The organism is Petrotoga mexicana DSM 14811 (assembly GCF_002895565.1).
Classification (GTDB): Bacteria; Thermotogota; Thermotogae; order Petrotogales; family Petrotogaceae; genus Petrotoga; species Petrotoga mexicana.
In genome coordinates this window covers 49,547-65,579 of the sequence record NZ_AZRN01000013.1, presented here as the reverse complement: position 1 = coordinate 65,579, position 16,033 = coordinate 49,547, and the positions used below count along the sequence as shown (strand labels likewise).

General features: G+C 34.1%; 17 protein-coding genes and 1 riboswitch. All 17 genes read right to left on the bottom strand.

Annotation, left to right across the window (positions count from 1 at the left end):
- Positions 1-286: 286 nt before the first annotated feature.
- Complete coding sequence (purN, locus tag X927_RS04575) at positions 287-865, bottom strand: phosphoribosylglycinamide formyltransferase (protein WP_103076922.1); 579 nt, start codon at positions 863-865, stop codon at positions 287-289.
- 25 nt (positions 866-890) lie between these two features.
- The gene (purM, locus tag X927_RS04570) at positions 891-1,862 is read right to left on the bottom strand and encodes a phosphoribosylformylglycinamidine cyclo-ligase (protein ID WP_103076921.1); all 972 of its coding nucleotides are present in this window, start codon (positions 1,860-1,862) and stop codon (positions 891-893) included.
- Between the two features lie 81 nt (positions 1,863-1,943).
- Positions 1,944-3,308: an amidophosphoribosyltransferase gene (gene purF, locus X927_RS04565; RefSeq protein ID WP_103076920.1), complete on the bottom strand. Its 1,365-nt coding sequence runs from the start codon at positions 3,306-3,308 to the stop codon at positions 1,944-1,946.
- A gap of 4 nt (positions 3,309-3,312) precedes the next feature.
- Positions 3,313-5,496, bottom strand: coding sequence for a phosphoribosylformylglycinamidine synthase subunit PurL (gene purL / locus X927_RS04560; protein ID WP_103076919.1), 2,184 nt, complete (start codon positions 5,494-5,496; stop codon positions 3,313-3,315).
- Positions 5,474-6,160: a phosphoribosylformylglycinamidine synthase subunit PurQ gene (gene purQ, locus X927_RS04555; RefSeq protein WP_103076918.1), complete on the bottom strand. Its 687-nt coding sequence runs from the start codon at positions 6,158-6,160 to the stop codon at positions 5,474-5,476. Before purQ ends, purL begins: the two co-directional genes overlap by 23 nt.
- Positions 6,161-6,165: 5 nt before the next feature.
- Positions 6,166-6,435, bottom strand: coding sequence for a phosphoribosylformylglycinamidine synthase subunit PurS (gene purS / locus X927_RS04550; protein ID WP_103076917.1), 270 nt, complete (start codon positions 6,433-6,435; stop codon positions 6,166-6,168).
- Positions 6,432-7,148, bottom strand: coding sequence for a phosphoribosylaminoimidazolesuccinocarboxamide synthase (gene purC, locus X927_RS04545; RefSeq protein WP_103076916.1), 717 nt, complete (start codon positions 7,146-7,148; stop codon positions 6,432-6,434). Before purC ends, purS begins: the two co-directional genes overlap by 4 nt.
- On the bottom strand, positions 7,138-7,557 hold the full coding sequence (locus X927_RS04540) for a 5-(carboxyamino)imidazole ribonucleotide mutase (protein WP_103076924.1): 420 nt from the start codon (positions 7,555-7,557) through the stop codon (positions 7,138-7,140). The genes purC and X927_RS04540 overlap by 11 nt, the downstream gene beginning before the upstream one ends.
- 79 nt (positions 7,558-7,636) lie before the next feature.
- Positions 7,637-7,738, bottom strand: a riboswitch (purine riboswitch).
- Positions 7,739-7,821: 83 nt separating this feature from the next.
- On the bottom strand, positions 7,822-8,274 hold the full coding sequence (locus tag X927_RS04535) for an arsenate reductase ArsC (RefSeq protein WP_103076915.1): 453 nt from the start codon (positions 8,272-8,274) through the stop codon (positions 7,822-7,824).
- Positions 8,267-8,719: a flagellar export protein FliJ gene (gene fliJ, locus X927_RS04530; protein WP_103076914.1), complete on the bottom strand. Its 453-nt coding sequence runs from the start codon at positions 8,717-8,719 to the stop codon at positions 8,267-8,269. The genes X927_RS04535 and fliJ overlap by 8 nt, the downstream gene beginning before the upstream one ends.
- Before the next feature lie 28 nt (positions 8,720-8,747).
- Entirely contained in the window at positions 8,748-10,385 is a 1,638-nt protein-coding gene (locus X927_RS04525; RefSeq protein WP_103076913.1) for a sigma-54 interaction domain-containing protein, read from the bottom strand.
- Between the two features lie 29 nt (positions 10,386-10,414).
- Complete coding sequence (locus X927_RS04520; RefSeq protein WP_103076912.1) at positions 10,415-11,377, bottom strand: radical SAM protein; 963 nt, start codon at positions 11,375-11,377, stop codon at positions 10,415-10,417.
- A 42-nt stretch (positions 11,378-11,419) separates the two neighbouring features.
- Positions 11,420-12,298, bottom strand: coding sequence for a LipS1 family lipoyl synthase (gene lipS1 / locus X927_RS04515; RefSeq protein ID WP_103076911.1), 879 nt, complete (start codon positions 12,296-12,298; stop codon positions 11,420-11,422).
- Positions 12,282-13,019, bottom strand: coding sequence for a ribonuclease III (rnc, locus tag X927_RS04510; RefSeq protein WP_245855472.1), 738 nt, complete (start codon positions 13,017-13,019; stop codon positions 12,282-12,284). The genes lipS1 and rnc overlap by 17 nt, the downstream gene beginning before the upstream one ends.
- Positions 13,020-13,039: 20 nt before the next feature.
- Positions 13,040-14,935, bottom strand: coding sequence for a transketolase (locus X927_RS04505; protein WP_103076909.1), 1,896 nt, complete (start codon positions 14,933-14,935; stop codon positions 13,040-13,042).
- 32 nt (positions 14,936-14,967) lie between these two features.
- Positions 14,968-15,177 carry a DUF2905 domain-containing protein gene (locus X927_RS04500; RefSeq protein WP_103076908.1) on the bottom strand — a complete coding sequence of 70 codons (210 nt, stop codon included), beginning with the start codon at positions 15,175-15,177 and terminating at the stop codon, positions 14,968-14,970.
- 4 nt (positions 15,178-15,181) lie between these two features.
- Positions 15,182-16,018: a PSP1 domain-containing protein gene (locus X927_RS04495; RefSeq protein ID WP_103076907.1), complete on the bottom strand. Its 837-nt coding sequence runs from the start codon at positions 16,016-16,018 to the stop codon at positions 15,182-15,184.
- Positions 16,019-16,033: the final 15 nt, after the last annotated feature.

The window sequence follows — 16,033 nt, the reverse complement described above, 5'->3', positions numbered from 1 at the left end:
GACCTGCGGTCCCTTAAACCCCACTGGAGTGAGGGCTCCGCCCTGTAAACCCTTTTAAAATCAAAATCTTATTTTTGAAAAAAGGCTAACTTTTTTCTACGTTGTGCTTAGTCTTTATTAGCGCCCTTCGCCCCGCAGCCCACCCATAAGGAAGAGTAGAAGACTTTGCTCTTTCACCTTGTCCCCCCCACCCATATAAGGAAAGGAATCAGTGCTTTTCCCCTCAGTCCTTCTATAAGGATTAAAAAAGGCTTTACCCTTTCATTTGACAGCCATCCATCATTCTCTAGCTATATTCATCAGAATTGCTCAAAAGATTCTCAATTACTTGAGGATAATATTGATGCTCTAACTTATGAATTTCTTCCTCCAACTTTTCAAGATCCCAATTTTTGTCTACTTTTAACTTTTTTTGTAATATGATTTTCCCAGTATCAACTTCCTCTTCTACGTAATGAATTGTTATTCCTGTGTATTCTTCTTTATTATTATACGCCCTTTCTATTGAACGTAAACCAGGGTATTTCGGCAAAAGAGAAGGATGAATGTTTATTATTTTATCGGCATAATATCTAACTATGTAGCCTGGTAATATTCTCATATATCCTGCTAGTACCATTAGATCAAAATCTAGATCTTTCAAACGATCAAAAAGATAATCGTTATACTCCTTTTTTGATTTGAAAGAGGAATAGTCTATTATTTCATAATCTATTCCCAATCCTTTTGCTCTTTCTATTACGTAAGCTTTCTTGTTATCCGTTATCAATTTAATTATACTAGTTTTGGAAGATTTCGAAAAATATTTACATATAGCTTCAAAATTTGTCCCGTTACCTGAGGCTAAAATTACTATCTTTTTCACAGTATATCGCTCCTAATAAATTTGTTCACCTAATGATTTTAACCTTTTGGTTTGAATCGTTTGCCGATTTCACTTCTCCAATAATGAAAAAATCTTCCCTCAAAACAGATTCGAATATTTTTGTAATTTCAGAAAAATTATTTTCAGGAACAACATATATCATACCGATACCCATGTTGAAGGTTTTGAACATTTCTTCATCAGAGACACCTGATTGTTTGATACTTTCAAAGATAGAAGGAGTCTCCCAATTAACCTTTATCTCTGCGCAAAAACCATCAGGGATTATTCTGGGCAAGTTATCGATTATTCCCCCACCCGTTATGTGGGCAGCACCTTTTATATAATTAAGCAACGTTAAAGTTTGTTTAACATATATTCTTGTAGGGTTTAAAAGTTCTTCTGTGAAGGGAATTTTTCTTTCATCCAGTAATTTTCTAACCAAAGAATATCCATTTGAATGTATCCCGGATGAAGAAAGACCAATAAGCTTATCACCTGACACTATCTTTGAATAGTCGAATATGTGATCTTTTTCAACTATTCCAACAGCGAAACCAGCGATATCTTCACTCTCGTTTCTAAAAACACCTGGCAATTCGGCAGTTTCTCCGCCTAAAAGAACACACTCATATTCATCTAAAATATTTTTTAAATGTCGAATGAAAGTGACAAAATGATTCTTGTTTAAGTTTGATGTAGAGAAATAATCTAAGAAAAATAAAGGCTTTGCCCCCATGCAAACCAAATCGTTTAAATTCATGGCCACTAAATCTTGGGCGGCTATATCCCATCTTTCATACTTTCTTAACAATTGAAGCTTTGTACCTATTCCATCAGAAGTAGCTACTAAAAAAGGGTTTTTATAATTGGATATTTCATCTTTAAGAGGAAATACCCCCGCATATGCACCTATATTGGAACCTATAAACGATCGGATTTCTTTAATTGATTCGTTAGCTTTGTCTATATCTACACCAGAGTTTTTATAAAACATAAATTGCCTCCCAATTTTGGTTATAGTGTCTTCTATGAAATTTGCTCCCCTTCGCCCAGCTGCCCACCCATTTTAAAAATTTTAATCTTTTATAAAACAGTGAAAACAATAATTCTTTCCATTTTCACCTAAAGAAGCAAGTAAATTCTCCAAAGTAATAAAATTAAGAGAGTCTGCATTAAGAATTTCTCTAATTTCTTCAACCGTTTTAGTTGCGCAGATTAATTCTTCTTTCGTAGGAATATCAACCCCCCAATGGCATGCATTAACAACCATTGGAGAGGCTATTCCTATATGAACTTGTTTAGCACCATTCTCCCTTAGCATCTTCACGATATGTTTCATCGTTGTTCCTCTGACGATAGAATCATCAATTAAAATAACTCTTTTGTTATCTATAACTTCTTTAACAGGTAAAAGTTTACGTCTAACTCCCAACTTTCTTTCTTGCAAATCGGGGTCGATAAAAGTTCTTCCAACATACTTGTTTCTCATTAAGCCCATTTCTAACGGAATACCAGATGCTTTTGAATATCCTAGAGCAGCAGAAAAGCCACTATCCATTACTGGAATGACTATATCAGCATCGATAGAATTTTCTTTTGCACATAATTCTCCTAATTTTTCACGCATTAAGTGCACATTATCACCAAATATATTTGAATCGGGCCTTGCGAAGTAAACATGTTCAAAAAAGCAAAACTTCTTAGGACTATTCGAAGATATTACATGACTTTTAATCTTTCCATCCTTTATTTCAATTAATTCACCGGGCTTTATTTCTCTAATTTTAGCGTTTCTAAGTGGGAAAAATTTGAAAGCGCTGTCTTCTGAAGCTACATAAATTCCATTTTCTGTTTCACAAATACTTAAAGGTCTGTATCCAAAAGGATCTCTAAAAGCGATAATTTTATCTTTGAAAAGGAAAAGTAGAGAGTAAGAAGGAGATATATTTTCAGCAATTAACTTACCTATTTCTTCACTTTTCCAACTTGAAGGAGATCCTTTTAGTTTATTAACTAAAAGATGGGGAAAAAGTTCAGTATCTGAAGTTGTCATAAATATGGAGCCTTGCTCTTCGTATTTCTCTTTCAATTCAGGGCCATTTTCTATTTGACCGTTGTGTGCTATGGAAAAAAATTCATTTTTATATTTTATAGTAAGCGGTTGAGCATTTGTGAAATTAGAGAGACCTTTCGTTGAATATCTTACGTGCCCGATCCCAAAATAACCGTTAATTTTTTTTGATACACCGCCCCCGAAAACTCTATTGACTACGCCTTTACCCTTATAAGTTGTAATCTTAGTGCCATCTGATACAGAGATCCCTGCAGATTCTTGGCCTCTATGTTGAAGTGCCAAAAGACCTTCAACAATTCTGCCACTTACGTTGTACTTTTCACTCTTTGAATATGCGGCAAACAAACCACAATTTTCCATCAACATTTAATTATTCCTCCACACTTTTTGAAATACTACCAAAATAGATGTTTCTAAGCTCTTTTAAATCAAAACAAACGCTGCCGATATCAATTCCGTCATCACTGGATTTTATCTCTCCCAATTTTTTAACGTTGATGTTAGATGATTTAGCAATATCTTCAAAAGTATAGGAATCTTTTCTACTAACAGATACAATGAACCTACCTTGATTCTCTCCGAGAAGATCTTCTATGGAAGTATCTAAAATACCTTTAAAACCACGATTACTCAATATACAGGACACCGCCAAAGCAGTGAGCAAACCTCCTTTTGAAACATCATGCACACTTTTTAAAATACCTTTTTCTATTAGATCCAATATAAAGTTTTGCAAATATCTTTCATACATTGGGTTTACAAAGTCGATTTCTCCACCTACAAAACCTTCAAGAACTTTTAAATAAAGACTTCCACCTATCTTATCAATATTGATATCTGTTTTTCCAATTAAATATACTAAATCACCACAATCCTTGAATTTTAAATTAACTATTTTTTTTATATCTTTAATTTCCCCAATCATACCGATCACAGGCGTAGGAAAAATTGATGTTTCATAATACGAATTGTAAAAACTAACATTACCACTAACCACTGGGGTAGAAAGTTCTTTTGAAGCTTCAATTAAACCTTCAATACTTTTTTCAAATTGCCAGGATACTTCGGGATCATCAGGATCACCAAAATTAAGGTTGTCCGTGATAGCTAAAGGTTTTGCACCCACAGAGATCAGATTTCTAGCGGCTTCGTATACAACGTTCTTGGTACCCTCAAATGGATCTAAATAGGTGTAAAGTTCGTTGCTATCAATCGTTACAGCCATCGCCTTATGAGTGTTTTTTAACCATAGTACCGCACTATCGGCTTGTTCTGGTATCAATATTGTATTTGTTCCAACTTTAAAATCATACTGTTGATATATCCATTTTTTACTAGATATATTGTGGTTTGATAACAATATTTTTAATATTTTATCTATATCTTTTATCTTTGTTTTTGGGTATTTTTTTGCTTTGTTCAATATATAAGTTGAAGGAGTGGTATTGTTTCTATAATATTCAGGGGCGTTAACTAAGATCTCTATTGGAAGATCAGCAAGAACCTTGCCTTCACTATTTTCTCTCACAACGTAATGAGGGGTAGAAATTGTCCTTCCGATAATTGCAAAATCGATTAAGTATTTATTACAGACGTCTTCTACTTTTTTCTCTGTACCAGGATTAACCAAAAAAAGCATCCTCTCTTGAGATTCAGAAAGCATTATTTCCCAAGGTTCTATATCCTCTTGCCTTTTCGGTATATTATCTAAATAAAGTTCACAACCAACTCCACCCTTATAAGCCATTTCAGAAGTAGAGCTAAGAACACCGGCAGCTCCCATATCTTGACAAGCCCTTACCCCTTTTATTTTCAGTATCTCAAGTGTCGCTTCGATTAGGTTCTTTTCTGTAAAGGGATCTCCAACTTGGACTGAAGGTCTGTCATCTTTTCCACTCAATTTTTTTGATGCAAAAGAGGCCCCATGGATTCCATCACGTCCAGTTTTAGATCCTACATATACAAGAAGTTTATCAGGTCCATCAGCGTGGGAAGATGCCAAATGATTTTTGTTAGCGACACCGATACACATCACGTTTACCAAAGGGTTTGTTGAATATATTTCATTGAATGAAGTCTCTCCACCTACCGTTGGGACACCAATAGAATTTCCATAGTCACTTATACCTGAAACAACACCTTCGAAAATGTTCTTCACCTTTGGATCAGAAATATTACCAAATTTCAGCGAATCTAAAAGTGCTATGGGCCTTGCTCCCATAGCCAATATGTCTCTAACTATCCCACCAATACCAGTGGCTGCCCCTTGATAAGGTTCTACAGCAGAGGGATGGTTGTGACTTTCGACCTTAAAAACAACAGATTTTCCTCCAATTTGAACGTATCCCGCATTTTCGCTTTCATAAGATTCATTAATTTTTTTTAGATAATGTTTAGAATGTTTGTAACCACAATGTTCAGACCATTGGGCAGAAAAAAGGTATGTTTCAAATTCGTTGGGTAATCTCCCCAACTTTTCTTCGATAAGATCAAATTCTTCACCTGAAATACCTAATTCCAACGCTATCTCTTTAATTGTTAATTGATTCTGCACTAGTCAAATACCTCCTGATAGATTGAAAAATGTAATTACCGTCCTCATTACCTAATACGCTATGACAAGCTCTTTCTGGGTGAGGCATTAAACCAAAGACATTGTATTCTTCATTTATTATGCCTGCTACATCATCAAATGAACCGTTGGGATTCTCTTTATACTTTAATACAATATTTTTAGGATTAAGTTTGTTATCTTTAATAATATAACGGCCTTCCTTGTGGGCTATAGGTAAAGTTAAAATCTTTTTTTGAACGTTATTAATAAACGGCGTATCATAATTTATGACCTCAACTTCAACATCCTTACATATGAATCTATGAGACGTGTTGACAGTTAATACTCCAGGTAATATCCCTGCTTCTGTTAATATCTGAAAACCATTACAAACCCCTAAAACCAATCCTCTTTTGTTTAATATATACTTCTCAACAGAGTTCATTACTGGAGAAAATCTTGCTAATGCCCCCACTCTTAAATAATCTCCATAGGAAAATCCTCCTGGAATAAAAACTAAATCAAAATCCAATAATTGATTAAAATCATGCCATATATATTTCGTATCAAAACCGTTAATCGTCAAAGCAAAATTTGCATCTCTATCACAATTTGAACCAGGGAAAACTATAATTCCAGCCTTTAACGAATTCTCATTCTTCATACTGTTCACTTCCTATTCAAATCGATGATTTCAAAATCCTCTAAAACAGGATTGGTTAAAATTTTATACGCTATTTCTTTAGCTTTATCTTTGGCTGTTTCATAGCTATCTTCTTTTATGTCTAATTCTATACTTTTTCCAAATCTTACACTTTCAACGTTGTAATTCAACCTTCTTAAAACCTTGAAAGTAGCAGCTCCCTGTGGGTCTAAAATTCCTTCTCTTAACTTTACTTTTACTTCAAATCGGAAAGTTTTCTGCTCCTCCTTAATCATATATCTAACCTCCCAAGCAATACTTCGTAGGCGTTTAGTAGATCTCCCTTTTCTTCCCTATACACATCTTTGTCAAGAGATTCCATAGTATTTGCGTCCCAAAAACGGCATGTATCAGGTGAAATCTCATCTATCAACGTAACTTTATTATCGTTTTTACTGATTCCGAACTCTAATTTAAAATCCACCAAAATAATTCCTTTAGATTTTAAATAATCACTCAAAATATCGTTGACTTTTTTAGAAATGGAAATAATTTGATCTAAGACGTGTTCTTTGGTAATTTTCAAAAGAAGGACAGCATCTTTTGTGATCATGGGATCTCCTAACTCGTCATTTTTCAAAGAAAATTCAACTAAAGGATAATCAAGTATCAATCCTTTTTTCACACCATATCTTTTACAAAAACTGCCCGCGGTGTAATTTCTAATTATAACTTCAAGTGGAATTAAATCCGTCCATTTTGCGACGAAAGAGGTTTCATCATAATCGTTTATGTAATGGGTATTTATACCTTGATTATTCAGCATTTCAAAAAAGAACTTGGAAATCTTTTTGTTAATTTTACCTTTGTTAAGGATTTGATCTTTTTTTAATCCGTTGAACGCTGTGACATCGTCTTTGAATTTTATCAACAATTTCTTCTCATCGAACTTGTATACTTTTTTGGCTTTCCCTTCGTATAAAAGCTCAAAATTTTTCTTATCTTCCATCTTTTTCACCTTCTATCAACCTTTTTGCAAAGTATGCTGCATTTTTCATTCCACTACTTCCAATTCCCATGGTTGCAACAGGCACCCCACTAGGCATCTGTACCATGGAAAGTAGTGCATCTATTCCATTTAAAGGACCTACATCTCTGGGAACACCAATAACGGGGAGGTTGGTTAATGAAGCGATTACACCAGGTAAGGCAGCAGAAAGACCGGCGACAGCTATTATGACACTATACTCGTTAGTGGGAAGTTCTTCAATAAATTTGGTTAACTCTTTTAAATTCCTGTGAGCACTAAACACTTTGTAATCGTAACTCATTTTCCATTCTTCAAAGAGGTCAATGGCAGTTTTTACAAAAATCTCATCTGATTGACTTCCAGATATCAAAAGGACTTTCTTACTCAAAGTTATCTCTCCTTTTTTTAATATCAAAATAAAAAATCCTACCTCTTCTACAGCAGAGAGGTAGGATATTGATATAAAAATCTCTAACCCCTCTTACTGTAGTCAAACAGTTTACGGCTGTTCGGTAGAAACTGCCGAACCATATTATCGGCATTATACAGAAAGAGGTTTCTTCTTTATTAATTTTTTTATGAATTCATTATAACAAACAAACTTTAGCTGAAGGTTAATTCTGTGAAAAATAAAGTAAATATAATAAAGTATTTACACTCGAAAATTATCTTTTATATTGGAGTATTTATCAGTATTTTCCACGAAATCGCTTACTTTTTTTTCTATTTGATCTCTTACTTTTCGGAATACTTCTAATTGTTCTTCTTCAGAACCTTGGACAGCAGCTGGATCATCAAAAGGCCAATATAATCTTATACTAACGCCAGGGAAAAAAGGACATTCTTTTTCTGCTTTGGAGCAGACAGTTATTAAAAAACCAAATCTATCGTTCAAGTATATATCCAAACTTTTTGAGTATTGCTCGGACATAGATATTCCTTTTTCTTCCATGACTTTTATAGTCAAAGGATGAATTTCACTTGCTTCTAATCCAGCGCTGAAAGCCTCAAACTTATCATCTCCGTATTTCTTCAAAAACGCCTGTGCCATCTGACTTCTTGCAGAATTTCTCGAACACAAGAACAAAACTTTGATTTTATTCATAATTCTCCTCCCCTGGATGATGGCTTAATCTGGCAATTTCATCTAATTCTTTTATATCGGTCCTCTTTTCCTGAATTTTAAAATCGTCAAATCTTTTATCTTTAAGTTTTTGAAGAATATCTTTTTCGTTTTTGGCCTTTAAATAATTCTGCCTTGCAATTTCTTCTTCTTGTAACTTCTCTTGTAGTACAGAGTGTAGATGTGATAATTGTTCATTTAAATAATTTTTATACTCTATCATATTTGAAAGTTTAGTAATTGAGATAGTATCTTTTACCTCTTTTATAAATTCTGTTGAAAAGGTATCGATCTTATTACTAATCTGATTAATTTCGTCTTCAACTAACTGCCTTTGTTTGCTTTTTTTACCCAATTCTATTCTTGCATTATCTTCTAAAATTTTTTTTAGATCTTTCAATCGCTCTAGCCGAAATTCAAATTTCAATGTTCATCCCCCTATTCACATTAAAACCTCACTTGATACCGTATCTATCCAGCTTATAATAAAGGTTCCTAACGGTTAAGCCTAATTTTCGGGCAACTTCTGTTTTATTACCGTGGCTTGCTTCCAGTACTTCCATAATTACCTTCTTCTCAAAATCTTCAGTCATCTCTTTAAGCGTTCCTGTAACTTCCTCTACCTTTTCTACCAAATCGGGAATGTGTGTAGAAGTAACTAAGGAATCACTGTTATCCATTGCCAACATGGCCCGGTCAATTACATTCTCCAATTCTCTTATGTTCCCTGGCCACGAATAATTCATCAATTTATTCAAGGCATCCTCAGTAAATCCATAAACTATTCTTCCATACTTTCTATTTAAACTATGTAGTAACTGCAGAGCCAGCTCAGGTATGTCTTCCTTTCTTTCTCTTAATGGTGGAACTTCGATATTTACTACTGAAATTTTGTATAAAAGCTCTTTAGAAAATTTCCCCAAACTAGAAAGAACCTTTAAATCTTCGGTTGTAGAAAAGATGAACCTAACATCGGGAATAAAATCGTAATAATTCGTATCGAAAACATTGTCTTTAAGAAAGGCTAAAAGTTTTCTCTGCATTTCAATATCCATCAGATCTATATTTTCTAAAAAAAGGGTCCCTTTATTCGCCTGTACCAGATAACTATTTTCCCCAAAAAGGTACTCTTCTTGTCTTTCTCTTGGGATCAAAGAAAAGTTTAATTTGAGATACGGTCCCTCTTTCCTCGCACTTGCGTTATGAATAGCTTGTGCTAGTACCTCTTTCCCTACTCCGAATTCGCCTATTAATAAAAGGTTCACGTCTACTGACGCTATTTTACTTGCTTGAGCTACTACATCTTTCATAATTTCAGATTTAACCACCAAATCATCGAAGGTGTGTGTAGCACTCTCTTTTTTTAACATCCTTTTTGTAGCTTCAAGTTCGTTTATCAATCTTTGAATCTCGGAAATATCGTGAATAACGGCGACACTTCCCTTGAATTCATTCTTAACAAAAAGTGGGGTGACGCTTGCTACGATTTCTTTTTTGTTCGTAGCTAACCTTTTTTTTACATTGTATATAGGCTTTTTCTCTTTTGCACATTGAATGTGTAAACTTTCACCTTCTGCCAAATCTATAGTAGCAGGTTTACCAATAACCTCTCTCGGTGTTAGTCCAGTGATTTTTGTATAAGCTCTGTTGACCATAGTCACACGACCTTCTTGATCAGCTACAGAAATGGCATCGGAAGTAGAATCAATTATGGAACTTAAGAGGGCTTCCATTTCTCTTAAATTAGTGATCTCTTCGGCTAACTTTTGTAATGTAGTAATATCTCTAAAAACAGCCGCAACTGCGATAGTTTCATTGTTATCATTTTTTATAGGGATACGGGAAGTTAAAATAACTTTATCCCCTAAACTTTGCAATTTGTCGTATTCTGGTTCCCCGGTTCTTAAAACAATATGTAATCTTGTATTTGGGACATTTTCAACTACATTTTGCCCAATTATTTTTTCTTTATCAACCCCTAAAATTCTACAGGCCGAGTCGTTTATGTAAAGAATCCTTTCCCTTTCATCTATTATCATCACTCCGTCTTGTGACTGATCAAGAACGTACCTCATCAGTTCCATTTCTTTCATAAAATCACCCCTCTGCTAGGTGCAAATGTTTATTTCAAACTTGAGTAAACTTCATTATCTTCTTTTAACTTGTGAGTCTGAATCCAACCATTCTCAAACCCTAATTCATACAAATAGTCGACTACTTCCTGATATTCCGATTTGTATAAATATCTTGATAACTTTTCATAATTTTTAGCCTTATAAACTGGGACGTACTGGTCCATTAAACTGACATGTATCTTTTTGGAAATTTCATACTTTAAGAATTTTAAGGCTTCTTTCGCCTGATTTATTAAATTTGGTAAAACGAGAATACGAATTATTATTCCTCTTTTCAAAATATTAGACTTTTCATCTAATAGAAAAGTTTCACCAACTTGACGATACATCTCTTTAATAGCTATTTGGGCATTACTCCAGTAATCCTTTACTCCCGAATACCTTTTACCAACGATATTACTAGTATACCTTATATCAGCCAAATATATATCAACGACATCTTCCATTAACTTTAAAGTTTCTATACTTTCATAAGAAGAAGTATTCCACACTATGGGTAATCGAAATCCTCGTTCTATTGCATATATTAAAGCATCAAAAATAAACGGTAAGTATGGAGTTGCAGTTACCAAATCTAAATTAGCGGCCTTCATTTCATTCTGCAATTTTAAGAAAATTTTTCCTAACTCTTCAGTAGAAATCTTCTTTCCGAAGCCCAATTGACTGAAATTGAAATTTTGACAGTACACACATCTCATCGTGCAATTGCTAAAGAAAACACCACCTGCACCATTTTCTCCTTTCAATACGGGCTCTTCTCCCGGATAAAGAACATATTCGGAAATTTTTATTTCATTCCCTACCCTACAAGATCCCACATTTTTTAGCCTATTTACTTTACACTGACGAGGGCACAGATCACATTCTTCTAAGCGTTTGATCAAATAATCACGTCTTTTATGAAGTTCACCTGATTCATATAACTTCATGTACGAAGGTAGAATCTCCATTTTATAATATACCTCCACTCATCATGCAGTCTTTTAGAAAATCTAAAACTTTATATAGCGCCCCTCCGCCCCGCTCCCTACCCCACAGTTTGAAGAGAACGCACAGCATTCGTAACTATAGCTAATCTGGTAATTTTCTCTTTCGGCTTTTTCGATAACTTTGCCAATAGGTTGAACAATTTTATTTACAATACCCAAAAGCCTGGTTTGTAGCTCTTCTCTATATTTCCCTTTAGGATGCATACAACCTAGCGTTAACTTTTTATAAGGAAAATCCTTTCTTGCTTTTGAAAGAAAAGAAACAACGTCAGTGACTTTTGGAGGTTGATAAGAATAAAATTCAGTTCCAACGGTGGGTATAAAAACTAAAAATATTATTTCATCTATTCGATCTCCGAATTTCTTTAATTTTTCAATTGCTTTTTGTTCATGAGAGAATTCTCCTTTATTCAAGCCTATGGTAATATGTGGTTTAACGACAAAATCATTATTTACGAGTAATTCGAAAGAAGCCCACATCTTATCATAATCAAATTTCCCATAAACCTCTCTAACAGTTTGCTGATCTCCAACTAGGTCAAAAGATACGGTATCCGCGATATCTTTTAAAACATGGATATCTTTTTCATCCACGTAGCCTGTATGTACGTTGTATTTCAAATTGTATTTGGTTTTTAGAGTATATAGTGTATCCGCAAAAATAGTAAGTGGAACCTTTCTATCAGCCAATAATCCACCACTAATTAAAAAAGAAGTGAACCCTTTTTTTACTAAATTTTCAATATCCTTTACTCGGGCCATATTATTTAGATAATGGCCACCACAATGTTTACAGTTCAGATAACAATAATTTCCCGTTAATGATACTGAAGAGGTGTTCTTTAATATAACAAATTCAATGTCTTTAATCAACTCTGTCATTCCCGCCAGTAGAGTTCAAAAACTTCTCACACGCGATTTTTGCTGCTAATTGTTCGGCAAATTTTTTTGAAAAGCCTTCACCTATTCCAAGTATCTCATCATCTAATTTAACTGCCACCTTGTATCTTTTCATATGTGATGGTCCAGAAGCACTTAATAACACATATTCAGGCAATTTTTTTGTTTTTTCTTGAGTTAGTTCTTGTAACTTCGTTTTATAATCGAGAAAAATATTCCCTTCAACAGCGTTCTCAATGTATTCTTTCATGTTTTTTATAATATACTTTTTCACCTTTTCATAACCACAGCTAATATATATACCGGCAAATAGTGCTTCCATAGCGTCAGATAAAATTGACTTTTTTCTTCGCCCACCTTGTTTGTCTTCACCTTTACTTAAAAAAATAAAATCATCTAATCCCAACTTCAAAGCAACTTCTGCTAAAATAATCTCGCTTCCTATAATAGCCCTCGCCTTTGACATTTCTCCTTCGGAAAGGTAATAATTATTGTAAAGAAACTCGGAGATAACTAACTCCAAAACAGCATCTCCGAGAAATTCTAATCTTTCATTAGAATCAAGTTTTCTTTGAATATTTTCGCTATCGAAAACGTATGATTTATGGCACAACGCTTCAAACAATAAGCTTTCTTTCACACATGGTGGCAGTAGGAGCTCCTTTTTTGCTTTTTTTACTGTTTGTTCCTCTTGCAAAGTCAATTTTAAATTACCCTCATACTTCATTTGTTTTCAATTAATCCTTTCATCTTTTTTACCAATGACTCTACGTCAAATCCAAGAACTTTTAGCAAATCTTTAATCGTTCCAGACGGAGCATATTCTTTTAATCCCATAGGTTCAAAATAAGAAGGTTTCAAAGAATTTCTGATCATAGCTTTTGACAGTTCATTTGACAAACCATTTTCTACGTTGTGATCTTCTAAAGTTAATACAATATTATTGTCTACATATTCTTTAACATCAGTAATATCGAAATCTAAAGGAGTTGGTACACCAATAACTGTAATATGAATACCTTCTTCTTTCAGCTTATCAGCTGCTTCCACCGCCAAATGAGCAAAACTTCCGTACGTGAATACTGTTAGATCTTTACCTTTTCTAAAAACATCCAACTTCCCATACTCAAAGTTATAATCGTTATCGTAATAAACGTTACCCTCTTCATCTAACAAGATTGGCAAGCTAGATCTTCCCATAGCAATTACAAAGTTACCAGGAACTTTTGCAGCATATCTAATCGTTTTATCAGTTTGATTGGCATCACAAGGTACGATCAGTTTAGTATGGTATAAACTTCTGACTATCCCAATATAATTGACTTCATGATGGGTCTTACCATCTTCTCCAACATCGATACCACAGTGGGTGACAACGGTTTTCAAATTAGTGTGATTAATATCGTTTAATCTTTGTTGATTAAATGTCTCGTCTAAACCAAAAACCCCAAAATCAGAAAAAAAAGTCAAGACTCCATTAACAGATAACGCACCCCCAATGGTAGCAGCGTTATGTTCCTCAATACCAATTTGAATGTAACCCTCAGGATTGACTTTTTCAAATTTTTCCAATTTAACGGATGGTTTCAAATCACAATCGATCGCAACTACTGGAAAGTTAGCCATATTCAGTTTTGCGAGATGAGCAATAGCATTCCCAAAGGCGTTACGATTAGCCACCTTTTCTCCCTTCTCATACACTATGGGTTGTCCGGTTTCAACCTTCAATTCAATATTTGGATAATTTATTTTTTCCCTAGATAAAGCCATATTTTTTCTTTTTTCAATGTACTTTTCCACATCGTTTTCTAAACCTAATTCTTCTAAAGCCTTATTTAACTGTTCTTTAGTGAGTGCTTTACCGTGATAGGTTGGGGTGTTTTCCATAAAAGAAACCCCTTTTCCTATAATCGTTTTTGCTACAATCACAGTTGGCCTTAGCGGCTCATTTTCAGCTACTTCTAATGCCTTATTGATCTGCTCGAAATTGTGACCATCAATTTCTATTACATTCCAACCAGCTGCTTCATATTCTCCAACTATATTTACGGATAATATATCTCTAGCTCTTCCAGATATTTGAATATCGTTGTAATCAAGTAATACAATTAGGTTATTTAGGCCTTCTTTTATCGCAGTTCTTCTAGCTTCAGCAATTTGACCTTTTGAACTTTCTCCATCACTACTAAAAACGTAAACTCTATAGTCTTTTTTCCTCTTCTTTGCTGCCAAAGCCATTCCTATCCCAGCTGATAAACCTTGACCTAAATTCCCTGTTGACCACTCGACACCTGGTATCCCACGGGTAACATGCCCTTCAAATATACTGCCAGCATATCTGAATCCTGAAATAACTTCTTCAATGTCAATAAAGCCCATCCTTGCTAAAGCCACATAAAAACCAGGGGAAGTGTGACCATGACTAACCACAATCCTATCTCTATCTGGATTGAAAGGATCTTCCGGAAATATATTTGCCCTATTCAATACCGATAAAAACATGTCAATTGAAGACATAGATCCTGCGGGATGACCAGAATTAGCCACAGTAGTCATCTTCAATATATCTCCTCTGGCGACTGATGACAAGCTTTTTAGCTCTTTTAAACTTTTTTTCAATGAATCCACCTCCAAAGAATTTAGAACTAGTATTAGAAAAATCTTCGAATGATAATTGATAACAATGTAACTAACCCACTTACAATAAGCATGGTTGTAATAGGAATATATAAAACAAAATTTTCTCTTTTTATTATTATATCTCCGGGGAGTCTTCCAATTTTTATATTAAACGCAAACATCAACCCTATTATTACAAACAAAATGCCTATTGTTATGAATATAGCCGCTAGTGTTCTCATATGATCACTCATTTTGAGAGTTACTATTGTTGAAATAGGAAAAAGGAACTTTGATTAAGATTGGTTGATTTTCTTCTATTACTTGTAGTGAAACTTCCTTTAAGAACACGTTGACCGTTACAACTCTGGCTGGCTTTCCATCGTATTCTATTGTAGTATTCTCATTGGGAACATTTTTAAGGACTTCTTTGTAAAAATCATTCTCATATTTCAAACAGCAAAGTAGTTTTCCGCATCTGCCTGAGATTTTTGCGGTGTTGATCATCATTTGTTGGGTTTTAGCTAGCTCCATCTTTATAGAAGAAAAATCTCTTAAAAATCTACTACAACAAGCTTCTTGCCCACATAAACCAATTGATCCTATCATCTTTACTTCATCTCTAGCTCCTACCTGTTTAAGTTCGATTCTTGTTTTGTACCTTTTAGCTAATATCTTTACCAATTCTCTAAAATCTATTCTGACATCGGAACCAAAGTAAATTACTAATTTTGATCTATCAAAAGTAAAATCAGCATTAAGAATTCTCATTTTTAACCCTAATTCCTTAACCATTTGTTTTGCATATTGTGCAACTTCTTCAGCTTTTTGAACGTTTTCTTCTACTTGCTTTTTGTCTTCGTCTGAAACCTTTCTAATTATTGAGTTAGGTTCATAACCAATTTCTTCAAACCTCATAGTAACAGGCCCGATTACAACTCTTCCAACTTCTATTCCGTTTTCTGTTTGAACCAATACATAATCAAATATATTAATTTTTTCAATTCCTAAATAATTATAATAGTGAATGGGGCCTAATTTTTCCAACTCTACCCCATAAACTTCAGCTTTTAGATCTATCAAAAGGTTTCACTCCCA